This is a genomic window from Stenotrophomonas sp. STEN054 (assembly GCF_056854535.1).
The window spans coordinates 34,584-54,286 of sequence record NZ_JBXFWG010000024.1 but is presented as its reverse complement, the minus strand read 5'-3'; the positions used below and the strand labels follow the sequence as shown (position 1 = coordinate 54,286).

Genomic DNA, 19,703 nt, shown 5'->3' with positions numbered 1-19,703 from the left:
CTCGAACGCCGGCCCCTTGGGCTGGCGTTCGTCGTCGTGGGCGGACGTATTGCAAGGCGCGGCGCGCACCCTATACTGCGCCGAATTCCACGGATGAACGCCCTGTGAACGAATCGCCCGCTGCCGAACCGCTCGCGACCGCTGCCGACACCGATGAGGCACAGGAGGCGAGTATCCGCTTCGGCCGTCTGCGCGAGCGCACCGATGAGCTGGAGCTGTTCATTTCCGGCCTGCTGGCCTTCGCGCTGCTGGCCGTGCCGGGCTATCTGTTCGACATCTGGGCACGCAGCAGCCTGCATACCGAGGGCATGTACTTCCAGGTGCTGTGGTTCGTCTTCAGCATCAGCGTGGGCATGTGCTACGTGATGGCGGTGGCGCTGATCGCGCACCTGACCGTGCGCGGTTACTGGATCGGCCTGGTGGGCTTGAAGTCGCACTTCCCGAAGGGCATCGACTGGGACCACCTGCCGAAGATGGGGCCGGTCTCGCGTGCCTTCATGCGTGCGCGCGATGGCGGCCTCGACGGCAGCATCCAGCGTGCCGACCGGCTGGCGACGATGCTGTTCTCCACCACGCTGATGTGCGTGCAGACCCTGGCCGGCACGCTGGTGATGGCGATCATCATCCTCGGGCTGGCGATGCTGGTCGGCGCGCTGTGCGGTGGCTCGGAAACGGCGGCCACGATCTTCGTGGGCGTGGTGATGCTGGCCCTGCTGATGGTGGGGCTGCTGCCCCTGCTGTTGGAAAAGTCCATTGCACGCCGGAAGGCGCGCGGTCGGCCGAGCGAACGCCAGCAGCGCGTGCTGCACTGGGTGCTCGGCGCCCTGCAGCGGATACCGCTGATGCGCTTGATCCAGACCATGCAGTTGACGATCCAGAGCAACCTGCGCTCGCAGTTTTTCATCGTGGCCTATCTGGGCGCGATCATGGTGGCGATGCTTCTGGGTGGCCTGCAGGTGGCCGGCTCGGTGACGTTTTCGCTGTTCAACCGCTACCAGATCATCACCGGCGAAGCGGTGGACCACGGCATGCTCAGCGCGCACTACGAATCGATGCGCTCGTCGCATGACCAGCTGCTGCCGTACCCGATGATTCCCGCCGACACCATCAGTGGAACGCAGCTGCGGCTGTTCATTCCACATCGACCGCAGCGCGACAACGGGGTGGCGCGCACGCGCTGCACGCAGCTGCCGGATGGCCGCAACGATGCGCAAGGTGCAGCGGCCGCGATCGCGGCGGTGGACTGCCTGGCCCAGCTCTGGACAGTGCAGCTGGACGGCAGGCCGGTTGACCTGCGCGCCTTCGTGCCGATGGAGCGGCGCGACCTCGACATGCGCGGCCTGGCCGGCTACCTGCCGATGGCCGGGCTGGCACCGGGCCGGCACGACCTGCACCTGCTGTGGAATGGCGAGGGCCCGGAGCGCGGCGCGGATCGCCGGCGCGAGTACTTCATTCCGTTCTGGTACGCCCCGGACCCCTGATCGAGGCGCCGTGCAGGCGCCAGACGGCGAGGCTGCCGTAGAGCAGCAGCAGTACGCCGAGGGTGACCAGTTCGTGGCTGACATCCGCCAGGCTGGCGTCCATCTGCGTCAGCCGCACCATCAGGTTGATGCCGGAGGTGGTGGGCAGCAGCTGCGACAGCCACACCAGCGGCGGCGGCGTCATCACCGTGGGCCACGACAGGTTGGCCAGGAAGAACAGCGGGATGGACGTGGCGATGATGTACTGGAACGCGCGTTCGCGGGTGCGGAAGAAGCTGCCGACGAACAGGCCGAAGGCCACCGCGGCGGCGATGAACAGCGTGCCGCCGAACAGCTGGCCGAGTGGATTGCCGCCCCGTGGATAGTCCTGCACCCAGGCGGTGAACCCGGCGTAATAGAACAGCCCGAACAGACCGATCAGGCCGAAGCCCAGCGCCATGCCGGTCAGCGTCGGCAGGTCGAAGCGCAGGCGCCGGCCGAGGGCCAGACGGCGCCCGCCAAGCAGCACGCCGATGCCCATCAGCAGGGTCTGGTGCACGATCAGCTCGGCCACGCCCGGCACGATCGCGCTGCCATAGCCTTCCTGCGTGTTGTACAGCGGCCGCTGCACCAGGGTAACCGGCGGCGCCTGCGGTGCCCCCATGAAGGCGGCCTGGGTGACCGCCGCGTCGCGCCCGAAGGATCCCAATGCATCGGCCACGCTGCCCAGCACCCAGCTGGCGCGACCCAGGTAGGCGCCGTTGCCTAGCAGGACCAGCTTCGCCGGATGGCCACGCAGGATGTCGCGCTCCAGGTTGGCCGGGATCAGCACAATGCCTTCAGCATCACCGGCCTCCAGCTGACGACGTGCGTTGTCGATGTTGGCCGGTTGGCCGACTACGCGGGCCACGCGCAGCGCGTCGAGCTTGCGCAGCAATTCGCGGCTGGTAGCACTGTGGTCCTGGTCCACCACCAGGATCGGCAGGTTGCCCGCGACCTGATGCCGGTACGCGGCCGGGTAGAAGAACGAGTACAGGATGACCGCGCCGACCATCACCACGATGGCGTAGCGGTCCAGCAGCACTGCCAGCAACGTCTGCCGCAGGCTGGCCCAGACCGCGCTCATGCGTCGGCCCCGGCCGGTCGCGCGGCCTGCGCGCTGCGGGCGAACGCCAGCAGGCGCCAGCCACCCACGCCACCGGCGATGACGATCATCAGCAGCAGCGTGCCCAGCGGCCACAGCGACACCGCCAGCGGCGCACCGACGAACTGCTGCTGGGTCTGCAGCTTGATGTACGCGCTGAGCGGCAGCAGCAGGTGCCAGATGCGGGTGAACAGCGGTGCGTCGATGACCGGGAATGTGGCGCTGGAAAAGGCCAACGCGGTGCCGATGCTGAGGCCGACGGCCGACAGCGCCGTGCCCATGTCACGGGTGACGCCGACGAAGAACAGGGCGTAGGCCGCTGTGGCCAGATAGAACAGGGGCTGGCCGAGCAGCAGCAGGAATACGCTGCCGGCGATGCCGTCGCCGCGCAGCCATGCCAGGTAGGCCACGCCCAGCGCGCCATACAGCGAAAACAGCAGGACATACGGTGCGATCTTGCCGGCGAGGGCCGGCCACGGTGTGCGCCCAAGCCAGCCGGGCAGGGTGCCATCACGGATCTCGCGGCCCAGGCTGCCGGCCACCGCAAGCGCCAGCACCAGCGAAAGCACGGCGGGGAAGATCAGCGGCAGCAGGAACAGCTCGTAGCTGCGCGCAGGGTTGTAGAGGATGTCCGACTGCACGGCGATCGGTGCCGCGCGCAGCTTGCCGGGGCCGACCTGCAGGGCGATGCGTTCGCGCAGCAGGCGTGCGTTCCACGCGGCCACCGCATCACCGATGTCACGCGCGGCGGACTGGCCGGTGGTCATGTAGGTGGCGTTGTAATAGGCGAACACCGTGCCCTGCTGGCCGCGCAGCGCCTGCCGGGTGACATCGCGTGGTACCAGCACGATGGCATAGACCTGCAGCCGGCGCAGCTGCGCACGGGCCTCGTCCATGTTCACCGGCTGGCTGGCCACGCGGACGCCGGGGCTGGCATCGAGCATGCGCAGCAGCAGGCGGCTGCCGCTGCTGTGGTCCAGGTCGACAACGGCAATCGGCACATCGCGCATCACTGCGGGGCTGAACATCCACGCCATCAGCACCAGCATCAACAGCGGCAGTGCGGTGACCAGCAGCAGGTCGGCCCGATTGCCGCGCAGCGTGCGCAGTTCGCGCCGCCACGACGCCGCGAAGCCGCTGTTGCCCGGGCTCAGTGCGGGGGCCATGCGAACAGCACGCTCATGCCGGGGCGGAAGCCCTCGATGCGGCGTACCGGGCGCACCCGCACCTCGAAGCTGCGGACGTCGTAGCCGGAGGACTGGCGGGTGGTGCGCCAGGTGGCGTAGTCGCCGGCCGGATTGATGAAATACACCTTGAATTCGGCGTCCTGGTCCAATGCCGGGATGCTGCCGCGCAGGGTGCTACCGATCTTCAGGCCCTCCATCTGCGACTCGCGCAGGTTCATCGACACCCACATGCGGTCGATGTCGACCAGGGTGAACACCGGATAGCCCGCCGGCACCAGTTCGCCTGGATCGGCCATGCGCTTGTTGATCTCGCCGGCCACCGGTGCGCGCCCTTCCACTTCGGCGCGTGCGGCATTGACCTCGGCCACCGCACCCTGTGCCTGCTGCACCTGGCCCTGCGCCGCACGCTTGTCCTGCTCGCGTGCCCCGGCCAGCGCCATGTCGTACTGCGCGCGTGCGGCGCGGGCCAGCTCGCGCGAACTGGTTGCCTGGGCCTGCGCCTCATCGCGCTTCTGCCGGGTCATCACCCCTTCGTTGAACAGGTTCTGCACGCGGCGCGCAGTCGCTTCGGCCAGGGTGGCACCGGCCTCGGCCCGCTTCCAGTTGGCTTCGGCGGCGCGGATGTCCTCGCTGCGCGCGCCCTCGTCGGCCTTGTCGGCCACTGCCTGTGCGGCGGCCAGTGCGCCGTGGGCCTGCTGTTCCTTTGCCGCCACTTCCGGGCTGTCGAGCAGGAACACGATCTGCCCGGCCTGCACGCGGTCACCTTCGCGCACTTTCAGTTCGGCCACGCGGGCAGTGATTTTGGCGGCAACGTTGAGGGTATCGGCGTCGGCCATGCCCTGGATCTGGTCGGCCGGCCGGCGCCAGGCCAGCCACAGGCCCAGCACCACCACGGCCAGCAGCACCCCCACCAGGAGGATGCCCACACGGCGCTTGCCAGGCGGCGTGGTGGATTCGTCGTGCAGCACGTCACTCATGGTCGATCACCTCGTCCGCACGGCGCCGATAGTCTTCGAAACGGTCCATCTGTCCACTCACTTCCAACAGTTGCGCCAGTGCGATGTCGTACTGGTAGGCGGCCTGTGCGCGTTCGACGCGGGCGCCACCCAGGCCCAGCCGCGCGTCGATCACATCCAGCGAAGTCGCCTGTCCCTCACGGAAGGCCAGTTCCTGCAAGCGCAGGTTTTCCTGCGCCTGGGCGATGCTGCTGTCCAGCAGCACGAACTGCTGGCGCGCGCTTTCCAGTTCGTTCCATGCCTTGCGCACGCCGAGGGCGACCTGGTTCTCGGCTTCACGCAGGCCGGCTTCGGCCTGTTCCTGCTGCGCGCGTGCCGCACTGATCTGCGCCGGCCGCGAGCTGGGCGACAGGAAGGTGTACTTCAGGCCGATGCCGAAGGCCCAGTCCGGATCGGTCAGCATTTCGTCGCGGCGGCGGAAGTCGTACTGGCCGAAGGCGAAGATCTGCGGCTTCAACTTGGCCTGCTGCACGCGCACGCCCTGTTCGGCCTGGGCAACCATCGCCTGCAGGCGGCGGATCTGCGGCTGTCGCGCCTGCGCGATGCGTTCGAAGCTGGCCACCGGTTCCAGCGGCGCGCGCTGCACGAACAGCGGCGACAGCGGGCGCACCTCGCCACCGCTGCGCAGCAGGGTGGCCAGCGCGGCCTTCAGCGTGGCCAGGTCGTTGAGGGTCTTCTGGTACTCACGCTCGGCCTTGTCGCGGGCCACGGTGGCCTGCAGCCGCTGCGCGCGGGTGGCGAAGCCCTCGCGTTCCAGTTTCTCCGCATCGGACAGGTGGCGGTTGAGGCCGTCGCGCACGTCGCGGCGCACGTCCACCGCCTGTTCGGCCAGGCGCTGGCCGAAATAGGCCTGGGCCAGCTGCACGGTGAGCGACTGGCGCTGCGCTTCGCGTTCGGCACTGGCCTGTTCGCTCGCGGCACCGGCCGCACGTTGCGCCGCCGGGATCACGCCGCCGGTGTACAGCGGCAGCACCGCGGTCACCACCGGGCGGGTGCGCCAGTCGCGTTCGGTGAAGCTCAGCGGCGAATCGATGCCATAGGCCTCGGCCACCGGTGCCAGCGAGCCCAGCGGCAGGGTGAGAGTCTTCTGGAACTGCAGGCGGCGCACTTCGCCGGTGATCTCGGGCAGGCGCAGCAGGCGCGTGGCTTCCTGTAGTTCCTGCTTGTTGCGCACACCGGCATCGGCCGCCGCCAGCGCATCGGAAACCTGTTCCAGCCGCTGTCGAGCCTGTTCCCATTGCAGGGCAGGGGCCACGGCAGGGTCGGCCGCCGTCTGCGCGACGCTGGTGGCCGTCAGCAGCGTGGCGCAGACCAGCAGCGGCCAACTTGCGTGGTGCCGTCGCGGGCAAGGACGTTGCAGGTGCACGTCGGGTCCGTCATCCGTAAAGAGTCCGGCAAAAACTAGTCGATGTGCCGTGAAGCTGTTGTAGCGGGGCTGGGACGTTGGCGTGCGCTTGCGGCAGCCGCTGTTCTGCAGCCGCAACGCTTGGCGGGGAGTGGCTGCGGGCATCGCGCTGTTCATGGCGAGTTTGGCGTTGTTGCTGCTGCTACGCCCGCTCTAGGCCGCATCAATCGCGCACAGTGGCGTTTCGTCCGGGCGCAGGGTCAGCACGCGCACGCCCTGCGCGGTCACCGCCACGGTGTGTTCGAACTGCGCCGAGAGCTTGCCGTCGCGCGTGTACACCGGCCATTCCTCCGGCAGCTGGCGGATGGCCGGCTTGCCCTGGTTGAGCATCGGTTCGATGGTGAACACCATGCCTTCCTGCAGCTCCAGGCCGGTACCGGCGTGGCCGTAATGCAGGATCTGCGGGTCTTCGTGCATTTCCTGGCCGATGCCGTGTCCGCAGTACTCCTTCACCACGCTGTAGCCGTGGCTGCGCGCGTGGCGGGCGATGGCATGGCCGATGTCGCCCAGGCGCGCCCCGGGGCGCACCTCAGCAATGCCTTTCCACATGGCCTGGTGGGCCACGGTCACCAGCTTGCGCGCGGCGTAGTCGACGTCGCCCACCAGGTAGGTGGTGCTGGAATCGGCGATGTAGCCGTTCTTTTCCAGGGTGATGTCGAGGTTGACGATCTGCCCGCTGCGCAGCACGTCCTCATGGCAGGGCACGCCGTGGCAGATGACGTTGTCGATGGAGGTGTTGAGCACGTACGGGAAACCGTACTGGCCCTTGCTGGCCGGCCGCGCGTGCAGCCCGTCGACGATCATCCGCTCGACGAAGTCGTTGATGTCCATCGTGCTGCGCCCTTCCAGCGGCAGGGCGTCGAGTGCGGCGAACACCTGCGCGAGCAGGCGCCCGGACTCGGCCATCAGCGCGATCTCGTCGGGGCGCTTGACCATGGCCATCGGCTCAGGCCTGCCCGGGGGCCAGCAGCGGCGGCTGCACGCCGGCCGCGCGCAGTTCGCTGGCGACGATGTCCTGGAAACTCAGGGTCGGGTTCAGTTCGCACAGCATGCCGACCCGGATCCAGAAGTTGGCCTGGGCGTTGATCGATCGGCTGGAGACGGTGCAGGCACGACGCAGCTGGTCGTGTAGGGTGTCATCGATGTTGACGATGCCCATGGCGGACTCTCGAGAGGGAATATATGAAGCGTATACGTTTCATATAGTCCACTCAAGTCGGCCTCGTTCAGTCGCTGTGGGTGGCAAAGCGCAGGCGGTTGCCGTCCGGGTCCACCAGCAGCATCTCGCGGGTACCCCAGTCGGTATCGTGCGGCGGCTGCGGGATGGGCACGCCGGCGGCGCTGAAGGCGCGGAACACCGCCTCCACGTCATCCACCTTGAAGTACACCGCGCCGCCGGGCTGGCAGTCGCCGGCATGTTCGCTGAGGAACAGGGTCTGGCCCTCGCGGGTGAGCTGGGCGAACAGCGGCATGCCAACGCCGAAGCGATGCTCCCAGTTGACGGAGAAGCCCAGGCCCTGCACGTAGAACGGCAGGGTGGTGTCGGCGTGCAGCATGCGCAGCTGCGGGATGACAGTCTGGGACATGGCGGCGGTTCCTGATGGGTAGAGTCGAGCTTGCTCGACTCTACCAAGGCCAACGGCGGTTGAGTTTGCTTGGAGTCAGCCATCCACGCCCGGCACGCCCTCGGCCAACGGCACGCGCGTACCGTCCAGCAGGCCGCGGCTGAGCGTGCCGTTCTCGATGAACAGCAGCTCGCCGTTCTCGCCGTTCTTGATGCTGCTGTCGATGGCGATCACGCGGCCACCATGGAAGGTGCTGACGTGCGGCATCGACGTATGGCCGACTACGATGCGCTTGAGGTGCAGCTGGTCGAGCACGGCCTGCACGCCGCTGCTGTCCAGCTGGCCATCGAAGTAGCCGCGGTACCAGATCGGGCTGGTCTTGCCGTCGTACAGCGGCGCGGTGGCCGGGTCTGCCTTCACCTCGGCCTTGGGCGTGCCCAGCGAGGCCTGGTAGGCGGCATTGGTGGTGGCCGGGTCCAGCGCCAGCTGCACCGCATCGGGCGAGATGCCGCCGTGCAGGAACAGGGTGTCACCGATCTTCAGCAGCACCGGGCGGGTGCGCAGCCACTGGCCGATCACCGAATCGCCCGCGTACAGCTGCGGATAGCTGCGGCCCAGCAGCTGGGCGCTGCGCAGGTACTTGGGATTGACGTAGCGCAGGTCGTCGTAGAGCACCATGGTTTCGTGGTTGCCGAGCACGAAGTGCACCGCGCCGCCGGCCGCCGCGGCCTGCTGCTGCAGCCCGTAGAGCAGCCAGAATGCCTCGGTCACCTGCGGGCCACGGTCGAACACATCGCCGGCGATCACCAGGGTGTCCTTGCCCAGCGCCCATTGGTCCTGCGCGTCGATCACCTTGTTGGCGCGCAGCAGCCGAACCAGCAGGCCGTACTGGCCGTGGATGTCGGACACCGCGACGATGCGCGGCGTGGCCGGTAGCACCGACACCGAGGGCGCCACCGGCGGCAGCACATGCACGCTGTGGGCGTAGCCGCACTGCGGGGTGAAATCGGTGCCTTCGACATCGGCCGGGAGGGTGCGCATCTGCACCTCGTCGCCGCAGATCCACTTCGCCCGTAGCTGGTCGCCGACGCGGAACACGTAGGGACCATCGGCGTCGACATGCTCGGCCGGCGCGGCCACCTCGCGTGCCTGCAGCGACGGCGCGCCCAGCAGGGCCAGCGGCAACAGCATCAGGGCAGGGTGGAGCAGGCGGCGGTGCAGCATGGTGGGTTCCTCGGCGGGCAACAAAAAAACGGCGGGCCCGAAGGCCCGCCCCTGATGCTACGCCGTTGCCGACCCCGGCAGCATGCGCCGAAGGTGGGGGGCACTGTGCGCAATCGGGTGCCCGACGCCGCGCGGCGACCTCAGAACTTCGCGCGCAGGTTGAACAGCACGCGGCGCGGTTCGCCCCAGTAGCCCGCGTTGAAGAAGCCGACGTTGCGGTAATAGACCTTGTCGAACAGGTTGGTGACCGTCACACCCACACTCAGGTTGTCGTTGATGCGGTAGCGGCCCATCATGTCGAACAGCACGTAGCCGCCCTGGCTCATCTTGCCGGTGGCGGTCACCGGGGTGCCGTTGGCATTGAAGCGGCCGGTGGGGATCGGCTGCATCTGGTAGATCCCGCTCTGCACGCTGAAGCCGCCGCCGACGGTCCACTGGCCGTGGCTCCAGGTGGTGTTGAAGCGCGCCAGGTGCATCGGGCTGGTGCTGGCGAAGCGGCTGCCATCGGGGTTGCTGCTGTAGCTGTAGGTGTAGCCGCCGGTCATGCTCCAGTGGTCGGTGATCGAACCGGACACTTCGAACTCGCCGCCTTGGGTGGTGATGCCCTTGCTGGCGATGTAGGGCGAGCTGCCATCGGGCAGCTTGATCTCGCCGCCGTTCGGGTCGAGCTCGGCCACGTTGTCCTGCTTCATGTAGAAGCCGTTCAACGAGGTGTACAGGCGGCCGCCGAAGAATTCACCCTTCAGGCCGTACTCGTAGTTGCCGCCGGTGGTCGGATCGAGCAGCTGGTTGTTGATGTCGCGGCGAGCGGTGGCCTGGAACACGTCGGAATAGCTGACGAAGCCGGTGATGCTGCTGCTGAGGTCGTACAGCACGCCCACGTACGGGGTCAGCTCGTGCGCGGTGGTGCGCGCGCTGCGGCTGGTGAACACACCGTTGACGTCGTAGTTGTCGGTGGTGGTGCGGTAATCGGAGTAACGCGCACCGGCGATGATCTTCAGCGGGTCGATCGGGTTCAGGCGCACAGCGGCGTAGTAGCCGGTCTCGGTGGTGTTCACCGTATTCGACGGGATGCCGTAGCTGTAGGTGGTCGGCTTGCCGATGTTGCCGTCCCACTCGTAGATGCTGGGGAAGGCGTTGACGTTGTACGGGCGCGAGGTGATGCCGGCGCGGATGGCGTCCAGGTCGCGGTCGTAGTGGTTGATGCCCACGATCAGCTCATGCGAACGGCCGAACAGCTGGAACGGGCCGGAGGCGTACAGGTCGAAGGCATCTTCGCGCGTCTCCGACACCGAGTAGGTGTCGGCGATGCGCAGGCCCAGGCCGGTCACCGCATCGGCCCAGTTGCCGGTATTTGAGCCGGCCATCAGCAGCGAGTCGGTGTCCGTGGCGCGGTGGTTGTAGGCCAGGCGACCGCTCCAGCCGGCGCCGAGCTGCTGTTCAAGGGTGGCGAAGTAGTTGGTGCTCTCGCGGTTCCATTCGTTCCAGCGCGCCGCAGCGCTGTAGGAACGCGGCATGTGCGCACGCGTGCCGTCGCGGAAGTACAGGGGCGAGGCGCTCCACGCACCACCATCGGAGCCGGTCTTCAGGTAATCGATGCCGGCGCGCAGGCGGGTGCTGTCGGTCAGGTCGGCTTCGATGACACCGTACAGGCTGGGCGACGTGTCATGCTGGAAGCGCACCCAGCTTTCCTTGTCGGTGTAGGCGCCGACGAAGCGTCCACGCACGCGCCCGCCCTTGCTGAGCGGGCCGGAGACATCCACTTCGGCACGCTTGTAGTCCCACGAGCCGGCGCTGAGGCTGGTGCTGGCCTGGAAGGTCTCGGTCGGGCGCTTGCGCACCATGTTCACCGTGGCCGACGGATTGCCCGAGCCGGTGACCAGGCCGCTGGCGCCGCGCACCACTTCGATGCGCTCGTAGATGGAGGTGTCGCTGAGGATCGAATTGCCGCCCGCACCGGTGGTGTAGTTGGTAGGGATGCCATCGAACATGAAGTTGTTGATGGCAAAGCCGCGCGCGTTGAACAGCGTGCGGTTGCTGTCGTAGGACTGGATGGTGACGCCCGGGGTCTGCTGCAGCACCTCGGAAATGGTGATGAGGTTGAAATCCTCGATGCGCTGGCGGGTGAATACGGTCAGCGACTGCGGGGTTTCGCGCAGGGTCAGCGGCAGCTTGGTGGCGGTATTGGTGCCGTAGACCTGGTAGCCCTCGGTGCGCTGGGTGACCATTACCCGGTCCAGTTCGGTGGTGGTCGGCGCGCTGTCCTGGGCGAAGGCCGGCGCGGCGGCGCAGGCGAGCGACAAGGCGAGGGCGTTCCGGCGCAGGGCGCCAGAGGAAGGCTGATACATGGTGGAACCTCGGTTTCTAGATCAGGAACGGGAAGACGGCCGTGGCGCCGGCTTGGTCGGGCTGCGGAAACTGAGCCAGAGCACCATCGCCCCGGCACCGGCGGCGAGCACGCCGCACCAACCAACAAACCCCTGTGCAACGCCCCAGGCCGCGATGCTGGCCAGCAGGCTGGCGAGCAGCCCCAGCACGCCGAGCACCTGCAGCAGGCGACGGCGCGGCGTGGGCGGCGCATGGCCGGCCACATCGCGGTGATGGCGCTCCATCGCCATCGCCAGGCAGGCGAAGCCGGCGGCGGCCAGCAGCAGGGCGAGCACGCTCATGCGCTGGCCCCGGCAGCGGCGGAGGCGCCCGTGCGTGCGGCGCGCGGCTTGCGCTGTGCCGGGACGAAACGATGGACCTTGCGTGCGGCCCACAGCAGGCTGGCGCCCATCAGCAGCAGGCCGATATCGATGCCGGCCTTGGCACCATCACCGGCAGCGAGCGCGGATACGGCGCCACCGTGCCAGGCGACCAGGTTGTACAGCGGCAGGCCCAGCGCCAGCACGCCGGCCAGCGCCAGCTGCTCGACCCAGCCGCGACGCGGCGCGCGCAGCATCGCGTGCACCACGCAGGCCGCCCAGGCGTAGAAGAACACCTTCACCTCGGCATCGCTGCGGTTGGCCACGTCCAGCGGCAGCAGGCGGTTGCCCCAGAGGAAGGCCAGCATCGCCACCGGCAGGCCGGTGACGAAGCCAATGTTCAGGCGTTCGACGATGCGGAAGCCCAGATGCGGACGCGCCGGATCGGGCAGCTGGGTGCGGCGTTTCACCGTCCACAGCACCAGCCCGGTTGCAACCATCAGGGTGCCGGCGACGCCGGACAGGAAGAACAGCCAGCGCATGGTGGTGGGCGCGAAGCGCGCTGCATGCAGGCCGATCATGCCATCGCGGGTGATGACCGCGGCCGAGCGCGGTGCAGCGGCATCCAGCAGGTTGCCGCGCGCATCGAAGCTGAGCGCGTCGGCGGCACCGGCAATCTGGTCGCCCTGGTGGCGACGCACGCTGATGCGCATCGCCGAATCGGACGGATGTTCGATCTGCAGCGAAGCCGCATGACCGCCGCCCCATTGCACTTCGGCACGGCGCAGCACCTCGGCCAGCGCCGGCGGCGTTGCGGCCACGCCACTGGCCTCGGCCTTCTCGGCGCGCGGGAACAGTTCGGCGAAGAACGCATTGCGGCCGCCGGGGTAGTTGGCATCCACCGCCCACGGCATGTACAGCGTCATCAGGGTGATCAGGCCGGTGTAGGTGATCATCAGATGGAACGGCAGCGACAGCACCGCCAGCGCGTTGTGGCCATCCAGCCAGCTGCGCTGGCCCTTGCCGCGGCGGAAGGTGAAGAAGTCGGTGAAGATCTTCTTGTGGGTGATGACGCCGCTGATCAGGGCGATCAGCATCAGCATCGAACACGCACTGATGAACCAGCGCGCCCACAGCACCGGCACGTAGTGCAGGTCGAAGTGCAGGCGATAGAAGAAGTTGCCACCGCGCGTCTCGCGCACCTGCACCGGCTTGCCGTCCGCATCCAGGGTGGCCTGGTTGGGATTGCGCTGGCCGCGGCGCCGTTCCTTTTCGCCCTGCGGCTGCCAGCTGACCGAGGTCGCGCTGCTGCGTGCGTCAGGCAGGTCGATGCTCCAACGCTGTGCGTCGGGCGCGGTGCGGGCAAGGAACTGCTGGGCCTGGGTGACGGCGGTTGCGCTGCTGGCAGGCAGGCCGATTTCCGGCTGCATCCAGCGGGTCAATTCTTCCTTCCAGTACGCGGCGGTGCCGGCGATGAAGATCAGGAACAGCACCCAGCCGACCACCAGGCCCGACCAGGTATGCAGCACCGACTGCGATTGGCGGATGCCACCGAGATTGCTCAACCCACACCCCCGCGCAGCAGCCAGGCCAGCAGCGCACCGATACCACCGGCAAGCAGCAGGCCCAGCGTGGCGCGCGGGGTGCTGCCTGCGGCATAGGCCCAGATGGCGGCCAACGCGTAGACCACGAATGCGGCCATGGTGGCGACCAGGGTGGCATCGGCCTTGGCGCCGGGCAGCAGGCGCGCCAGTGCGGCGGCCCAGCAGGCGGCCACGGCGTACCCGCCCAGCAGGCCCAGCAGGCCACGGGCCCATAGCAGGGAATTGCCGCTACCGCGTGGCACGCGCTTGGCCGGCGGAGTGCCGGTGGCAGGAGAGCGGGAAGATGCGGCCATGGCCGATGTCAATAGGAATCGTATGCAATTGAGAGCGAATGCTATTTGACACCGATAGCTCTGTCGAGCCCCCATTCGGGGGGGGATGTGCCCTGCTGTCAGAGCTTGCGCACGACCGTCTGCTCGGGGGCGATGACGTGGCCGGCGGCGTCCTGCGGCTGCATGTGGGGCAGGGGGGCGCCGCTGGTGCGTTCGATCAGGGTGGAATGCGCTTCACCGGGGGCGAAACGATGCCGTTCGCCCCATTGGCGCAGGGCGACCAGCAGCGGGAACAGGTCGCGACCGGAGGCCGTCAGCACATAGTCCTGGTAGGCGCTGCCATCGGCCGCTGGCTGCTGCACCAGCAGGCCGGCCTCGACCAGGCGGCGCAGGCGGTCGCTGAGGATGTTGCGGGCCGCGCCAAGGCTGCGCTGGAAGTCACCGAAGCGGGTGATGCCGTCGAAGGCATCGCGGATGACCAGCAGCGCCCAGCGGTCGCCGAGCAGGTCGGCGCTGCGGGCCACGGGGCAGGGGCTGTCGGCATGCATGGCGGGCTCCACCGGGATATCTGGTTGCAGTTTAAAACCAGCGGCGCTACCGTGCATCTGGTTTCAAAATGCAACCATGAAGATGAGCCATCCCGTATCACGGCCACTGCTCGGCCTGCTGGCGGTCGCCGCCGGCGCCAGCGTGGCCAACGTTTATTACGCGCAACCTCTACTGGAACGACTGGCAAAGGCCTTCGCCCTCGACATGGCGGTGGCCGGCGCGGTGCTGGCGGCCACCCAGGCCGGCAGCGTGCTGGCCCTGCTCGGGCTGTTGCCACTGGCCGACCGTGGCGACCGGCGGCGCCTGCTGCGGTTGCAGCTGCTGGCCCTGGTGGCCGCGCTCGTGCTGCTGGCGGCTGCGCAGACGGCGGCGTGGTTGCTGGCCGGCATGCTGCTGGCCGGGCTGCTGGGCACCGCGCTCACCCAGGGGGTGATCGCCTACACGGCCCAGTTGGCGCCGGCCGAACAGCGCGGGCGCATGGTTGGCGCCGTGCAGGGCGGGGTGTTCATCGGCCTGCTGTCGGCGCGCGTGGTGTCCGGCAGCGTGGCCGCCGCGGCCGGCTGGCGCGCGGTCTACCTGCTGTCCGCCGTGTTGATGGCGGCGTTGGCGCTGCTGCTGTGGCGACGATTGCCGGCCCTCCCGGTGCCGCTGGTGCCGCCGTCGTGGCGCACGCTGCTGGCGTCGATGGTCACGTTGCTGCGTAACGACCGCACGCTGCGTGAGCGCGGGCCGCTGGCGCTGCTGCTGTTTGCCGGCCTCAACGTGTTCTGGGCGGCGGTGCCGCTGCCGCTGTCGGCGCCGCCGCTGCACTGGTCGACCGCTGCGATCGGTGCACTGGGCCTGGCTGGCATCGTCGGTGCGCTGCTGGCGGCCCGGGTCGGCCACTGGATGGATCGCGGTTTCGCCGTGCGCGTCAGCCTCGCCGCACTGCTGTTGATGCTGGCAGCGTGGTGGCCGCTGCTAGGGTTGCCGCACTCGCTGGGGCTGCTGTTGCTGGGCGTGGTGCTGCTGGATCTGGGCGGGCAGGCACTGCACGTGTCCAACCAGGCCCTGCTGCTGCGTGCACCGGTTGAACAGCATGGCCGCCTGGTGGCGTTGTACATGCTGTTCTACGCGGTGGGCAGCGGCGCCGGTGCAGCGGCCGGCACCTGGGTGCAGGCACGCCACGGTTGGAACGCGGTGTGCCTGCTGGGTGCCGGCATCGCGGCGTTGGCACTGCTGTGGTGGGCGCGCGGGTGTGTCGTCCGCAGGATACCTGCATAGTTTCAGGACCCGCTGCACTGCAATGTTATAAACAGCGTAATAGTCTCCCGCGCCCGCCGCGCGTAGCCTGACCGCATTGCACAGGAGCTTTGCCATGGGTCATGACCACGACCACCTTCCCTCGGAAATCCGCCACGAGAAACCCCTGTGGTGGGCACTAGGCCTGACCACCACGTTCCTGGTGGTGGAGGTGGTGGGAGCGTTCTGGACCAACAGCCTGGCGCTGCTGTCCGATGCCGCGCACATGGCCACCGATACGCTGGCACTGATGATCGCACTGGTCGCGGTGCGGCTGAGCCGGCGCCCGCCGGATGCACGACGCACCTACGGCTATGCCCGCCTGGAAGCGCTGGGCGCGATGATCAACGGCGCGATGCTGTTCGTGGTGGCCGGCTACATCCTGTGGGAAGCGATCGCGCGCTTCCGCCAGCCGCAGGAGATCGCCTCCACCGGCATGCTGGTGATCGCGGCGATCGGACTGGTCATCAACCTCATCTCGATGCGGCTGCTGCAGGCCGGCAGTGGTGAAAGCCTCAATGTGAAAGGCGCCTACCTGGAAGTGTGGGCTGACATGCTGGGCTCGGTGGCGGTGATCGTCGGCGCGCTGCTGATCCGCTGGACCGGCTGGAAGCCGATCGACCCGATCCTGGCCGTGCTGATCGGCCTGTGGGTGCTGCCGCGCACCTGGGTGCTGATGCGCGAAGCGATCAACGTGCTGCTGGAAGGCGTGCCCAAGGGGACCGACGTGGCCAAGGTGCGCGCGGGCCTGTCCGCGCATGCGGCGGTGGTGGACGTGCATGACCTGCATGTGTGGGCACTGGCATCGAGCACCCCGGCGCTGACCGCGCACGTGGTGATGCGCCAGGGGACCGACGCCGACGCACTGCGCCGCGAACTGGGTGCGCGTCTGCATGAGGAGTTCGGCATCGACCATGTGACCCTGCAGATCGAGGCGGATCATTGCGGCGAAGCGTGCGGGCAGCCGGTGAAGCACGATCATGGCCATGACCATGGCCATGATGCGCAGGGCCATCACGGCCACGTGCACCGGTAGAGTCGACCGCTGGTCGACTTTCGCGCGCAGCGCGGGATTGTCGACACACGGGCGAAGAGCAGTCGACTGACAGTCGACTCTACCCGGCCGCCAGCAGGCCCCGTTGCCCGCGGTGAGCGCGGGCGGGGCTACAATGTCCGCCTGCCTTTCCTCGCGTTGGAGATCCTGCAGTGACCCGTAAACTCGTACTGTTGCGCCACGGCCAGAGCCAGTGGAACCTGGACAACCGCTTCACCGGTTGGGTCGATGTCGATCTGACCGACCAGGGCCGCAGCGAGGCCACCAACGCCGGCCGCCTGATGCGCGAAGAGGGCCTGCAGTTCGACGTCGCCCACACCTCGGTGCTCAAGCGCGCCATCCACACCCTGCAGGGTGCGCTGGCCGAACTGGGCCAGGACTGGCTGCCGGTCAACAAGTCCTGGCGGCTCAATGAACGCCATTACGGCGGCCTGCAGGGCCTGGACAAGGCCGAGACCGCTGCCAAGCACGGCGAGGACCAGGTCAAGGTGTGGCGTCGTTCCTACGACATCCCGCCGCCGCCGATGGAGCTGGAAGATCCGGGCCACCCGATCCACGACCGTCGTTACGCCGGCCTGGACCGCAATGCACTGCCGGGCACCGAATCGCTGGCCACCACGCTGGACCGCGTGCTGCCGTACTGGCACGACGCCATCGCGCCGCAGCTGAAGGACGGCAAGACCGTGCTGGTCACCGCCCACGGCAACTCGCTGCGCGCGCTGTACAAGTACCTCAACAACGTGTCGCGCGAGGAAATCCTCGAGCTGAACATCCCGACCGGCATCCCGCTGCTGTTCGAACTGAACGACGACCTGACCGTGAAGTCGTTCCGCTACCTGGGTGACCCGGAAGCCGCCCGCAAGGCCGCTGAAGCCGTGGCCAACCAGGGCAAGGCAAAATAAAGCAGAGGCCGGCGCAAGCCGGCCTTCGCTTTTTCTAGAGTCGAGCCATGCTCGACTGCGTTTGTGACCTGCGAAAAGCGCAGTCGAGCATGGCTCGACTCTACAGGGGCAGGCCCCTGTGACCTTTGGCCGGTCCCGCGCACCGCCGTGCCCGCTACGCTGGACGATTCGCCGTCGGAGAGAGACTCCATGAACGTCCGCAACCTGGTCCCGCTGGGCCTGACCATCGCCATCGCTGCGTCGCTGGCTGCCTGTAGCAAGAACGAAACCGCGCCGGCCGCCACCGCCGATGCCAAGCCGGCCTTCGATCAGTCGCAGATCAAGACCCCGCTGATCTCGCTCAACAGCGCCGACCTGGATCCGTCCATCGCCGCCTGTACCGACCTCAACGGCTTCGTCAACAGCAAGTGGCTGAAGGCCAACCCGGTGCCGGGCGACCAGACCACCTGGGGCAGCTTCGAGATCCTGCGCGAGCGCTCGCTGGAAGTGCAGCACGCGCTGGTCGAACAGGCTGCCGCCAGCCAGGCCAAAGCCGGCTCGGTGGAAGCCAAGATCGGTGACATCTGGAAGACCGGCAACGACGAAGCGAAGATCGAGGCCGCCGGCCTGGCACCGCTGCAGCCGCAGCTGGACAAGATCGCCGCGCTGAACGATACCGCCGCCATCACCCAGTACCTGCGCGACAGCCAGGCTGAAGGCAAGGGTGTGCTGTTCTCGCTGTTCGGCAATGCCGACTACAAGGATTCGGCCAACGTCATCGCCTACGTCGGCCAGGGTGGCCTGGGCCTGCCGGAGAAGGGCTACTACTTCGACGAATCGCAGGCGAAGATCCGTGAGGCCTACGTGGCCTACATCGCCCAGGTGCTGACCCTGTCGGGCATGGACGCGGCGCAGGCCGCCGAGCAGGCCAAGGCCGTGATGGCCTTCGAGACCCGCCTGGCCAAGGCCTCGATGTCGCGCATCGAAATGCGTGACCCGGCCAAGCGCTACAACCCGCTCAGTGCTGCCGACGCCGACAAGCTGACCCCGAACTTCAGCTGGACCGCGTTGTTCGACACCCTGAAGGTGCCGGCCGCGCAGAAGTTCTCGCTGGCGCAGCCGGGCTTCTTCGGTGAAATGGACAAGATGCTGGCCGACGTGCCGGCCAGCACCTGGCAGGCCTACCTGCGCTTCCACACCGTGGATGACGCCTCGCCGTATCTGAGCAGCCAGTTCGAGAAGGCCAACTTCGACTTCTACGGCACCACCCTGCGTGGCCAGAAGGAAATGCAGCCGCGCTGGAAGCGCGTGCTGGAATCGGTGAACGGCGGCATGGGCGAAGCCCTGGGCCAGCTGTATGTCGATGCCGTGTTCCCGGCTGAATCGAAGGTCGCCATGCAGCACCTGGTGGAAAACCTGTCGCAGGCGCTGAAGGCGCGCCTGGAGCAGCTGCCGTGGATGGGCGAGGAAACCAGGAAGAAGGCCATTGAAAAGTGGGCCAGCTTCACCCCGAAGATCGGCTACCCGGACAAGTGGCGTGACTGGGCGGGCCTGCAGACCAGCGGTGACAGCTACCTGGGCAACATGCAGGCAGCGCGTGCGTTCAACTACCGCTACATGCTGGACAAGATCGGCAAGCCGGTGGACAAGACCGAGTGGGGCATGACCCCGCAGACCGTCAATGCCTACTACAACGCCACCAAGAACGAGATCGTGTTCCCGGCAGCCATCCTGCAGGCGCCGTTCTTCGACGCCAAGGCCGACCCGGCGCTGAACTACGGCGGCATCGGTGCGGTCATCGGCCACGAGATGATGCACGGCTACGACGACTCGGGCAGCCAGTTTGCCGCCAACGGCAACTTCGACAACTGGTGGACCGACGGTGACCGCAAGGCCTTCACCGAGCGTACCGACAAGCTGGTCGCGCAGTTCGACGGCTATGAGTCGGTGCCGGGCGTGTTCGTGAAGGGCAAGCTGACCCTGGGCGAGAACATCGGTGACCTGGGCGGCCTGACCGTGGCCTACGACGCGCTGCAGATGGCGCTGAAGGAAGACCCGAAGGCCAACATCGAAGTCGACGGCCACAGCCAGGACCAGCGCTTCTTCATGAACTGGGCCACCGTGTGGCGCCGCAACTTTACCGATGGCGAGCTGCGCGTGCGCCTGAACACCGACCCCCATGCACCGGCCAACTTCCGCGCCAACGGTGCACCGTCGAACATGCCGTCCTACGCCGCTGCGTTCCAGTGCAAGGCCGGTGATGCGATGGTGCGCGGCGACGACAAGCGCGTGGTGATCTGGTAATCGCCACCGCGGTTGTCTGAGTGCAGAAGGCCCCGCGAAAGCGGGGCCTTTTGTTTTGCATTGCTTGCCG

Annotated in this window: 18 protein-coding genes; 5 read left to right on the top strand and 13 right to left on the bottom strand. The window is 67.8% G+C overall.

Going from position 1 to position 19,703, the window contains the following annotated elements:
• Positions 1-104 precede the first annotated feature (104 nt).
• The gene (locus AC1VXD_RS11500) at positions 105-1,481 is read left to right on the top strand and encodes a hypothetical protein (RefSeq protein WP_482992146.1); all 1,377 of its coding nucleotides are present in this window, start codon (positions 105-107) and stop codon (positions 1,479-1,481) included.
• On the opposite strand, the gene AC1VXD_RS11495 is transcribed toward AC1VXD_RS11500, so the two are convergent.
• From AC1VXD_RS11495 to AC1VXD_RS11435, 13 genes are all read right to left on the bottom strand, one after another.
• On the bottom strand, positions 1,450-2,586 hold the full coding sequence (locus tag AC1VXD_RS11495) for an ABC transporter permease (RefSeq protein ID WP_482992145.1): 1,137 nt from the start codon (positions 2,584-2,586) through the stop codon (positions 1,450-1,452). The genes AC1VXD_RS11500 and AC1VXD_RS11495 overlap by 32 nt on opposite strands.
• Entirely contained in the window at positions 2,583-3,770 is a 1,188-nt protein-coding gene (locus AC1VXD_RS11490; protein WP_482992144.1) for an ABC transporter permease, read from the bottom strand. Before AC1VXD_RS11490 ends, AC1VXD_RS11495 begins: the two co-directional genes overlap by 4 nt.
• Positions 3,755-4,768, bottom strand: coding sequence for an HlyD family secretion protein (locus tag AC1VXD_RS11485; RefSeq protein WP_482992143.1), 1,014 nt, complete (start codon positions 4,766-4,768; stop codon positions 3,755-3,757). The genes AC1VXD_RS11490 and AC1VXD_RS11485 overlap by 16 nt, the downstream gene beginning before the upstream one ends.
• On the bottom strand, positions 4,761-6,167 hold the full coding sequence (locus tag AC1VXD_RS11480) for a TolC family protein (protein WP_482992151.1): 1,407 nt from the start codon (positions 6,165-6,167) through the stop codon (positions 4,761-4,763). Before AC1VXD_RS11480 ends, AC1VXD_RS11485 begins: the two co-directional genes overlap by 8 nt.
• A gap of 198 nt (positions 6,168-6,365) precedes the next feature.
• Positions 6,366-7,148 (bottom strand): type I methionyl aminopeptidase, encoded by a 783-nt coding sequence (gene map / locus AC1VXD_RS11475; protein ID WP_482992142.1) that lies wholly within the window; start codon positions 7,146-7,148, stop codon positions 6,366-6,368.
• 10 nt (positions 7,149-7,158) lie between these two features.
• On the bottom strand, positions 7,159-7,371 hold the full coding sequence (locus AC1VXD_RS11470) for a ParD-like family protein (protein ID WP_043396626.1): 213 nt from the start codon (positions 7,369-7,371) through the stop codon (positions 7,159-7,161).
• A gap of 67 nt (positions 7,372-7,438) precedes the next feature.
• Complete coding sequence (locus tag AC1VXD_RS11465) at positions 7,439-7,798, bottom strand: bleomycin resistance protein (RefSeq protein WP_482992141.1); 360 nt, start codon at positions 7,796-7,798, stop codon at positions 7,439-7,441.
• Positions 7,799-7,873: 75 nt separating this feature from the next.
• The gene (locus tag AC1VXD_RS11460; RefSeq protein ID WP_482992140.1) at positions 7,874-9,001 is read right to left on the bottom strand and encodes a metallophosphoesterase; all 1,128 of its coding nucleotides are present in this window, start codon (positions 8,999-9,001) and stop codon (positions 7,874-7,876) included.
• Between the two features lie 140 nt (positions 9,002-9,141).
• Positions 9,142-11,304 carry a TonB-dependent siderophore receptor gene (locus tag AC1VXD_RS11455; RefSeq protein ID WP_482992139.1) on the bottom strand — a complete coding sequence of 721 codons (2,163 nt, stop codon included), beginning with the start codon at positions 11,302-11,304 and terminating at the stop codon, positions 9,142-9,144.
• Positions 11,305-11,370: 66 nt separating this feature from the next.
• Entirely contained in the window at positions 11,371-11,670 is a 300-nt protein-coding gene (locus AC1VXD_RS11450) for a DUF3325 domain-containing protein (RefSeq protein WP_482992138.1), read from the bottom strand.
• Positions 11,667-13,253: a PepSY-associated TM helix domain-containing protein gene (locus tag AC1VXD_RS11445; RefSeq protein ID WP_482992137.1), complete on the bottom strand. Its 1,587-nt coding sequence runs from the start codon at positions 13,251-13,253 to the stop codon at positions 11,667-11,669. Before AC1VXD_RS11445 ends, AC1VXD_RS11450 begins: the two co-directional genes overlap by 4 nt.
• Complete coding sequence (locus AC1VXD_RS11440; protein WP_482992136.1) at positions 13,250-13,585, bottom strand: hypothetical protein; 336 nt, start codon at positions 13,583-13,585, stop codon at positions 13,250-13,252. The genes AC1VXD_RS11445 and AC1VXD_RS11440 overlap by 4 nt, the downstream gene beginning before the upstream one ends.
• Before the next feature lie 98 nt (positions 13,586-13,683).
• Positions 13,684-14,112: a winged helix-turn-helix transcriptional regulator gene (locus AC1VXD_RS11435; protein WP_482992135.1), complete on the bottom strand. Its 429-nt coding sequence runs from the start codon at positions 14,110-14,112 to the stop codon at positions 13,684-13,686.
• A gap of 82 nt (positions 14,113-14,194) precedes the next feature.
• Here AC1VXD_RS11435 and AC1VXD_RS11430 point away from each other — a divergent pair, with 82 nt between their 5' ends.
• The 4 genes from AC1VXD_RS11430 (at position 14,195) to AC1VXD_RS11415 (ending at position 19,633) form a co-directional block, all read left to right on the top strand.
• Positions 14,195-15,376 (top strand): MFS transporter, encoded by a 1,182-nt coding sequence (locus tag AC1VXD_RS11430; RefSeq protein ID WP_482992134.1) that lies wholly within the window; start codon positions 14,195-14,197, stop codon positions 15,374-15,376.
• Between the two features lie 94 nt (positions 15,377-15,470).
• Positions 15,471-16,430 carry a cation diffusion facilitator family transporter gene (locus AC1VXD_RS11425; RefSeq protein ID WP_482992133.1) on the top strand — a complete coding sequence of 320 codons (960 nt, stop codon included), beginning with the start codon at positions 15,471-15,473 and terminating at the stop codon, positions 16,428-16,430.
• 170 nt (positions 16,431-16,600) lie between these two features.
• Positions 16,601-17,350 (top strand): 2,3-diphosphoglycerate-dependent phosphoglycerate mutase, encoded by a 750-nt coding sequence (gpmA, locus tag AC1VXD_RS11420; RefSeq protein ID WP_482992132.1) that lies wholly within the window; start codon positions 16,601-16,603, stop codon positions 17,348-17,350.
• 189 nt (positions 17,351-17,539) lie between these two features.
• The gene (locus tag AC1VXD_RS11415; protein WP_482992131.1) at positions 17,540-19,633 is read left to right on the top strand and encodes a M13 family metallopeptidase; all 2,094 of its coding nucleotides are present in this window, start codon (positions 17,540-17,542) and stop codon (positions 19,631-19,633) included.
• The last annotated feature ends 70 nt before the right edge of the window (positions 19,634-19,703 follow it).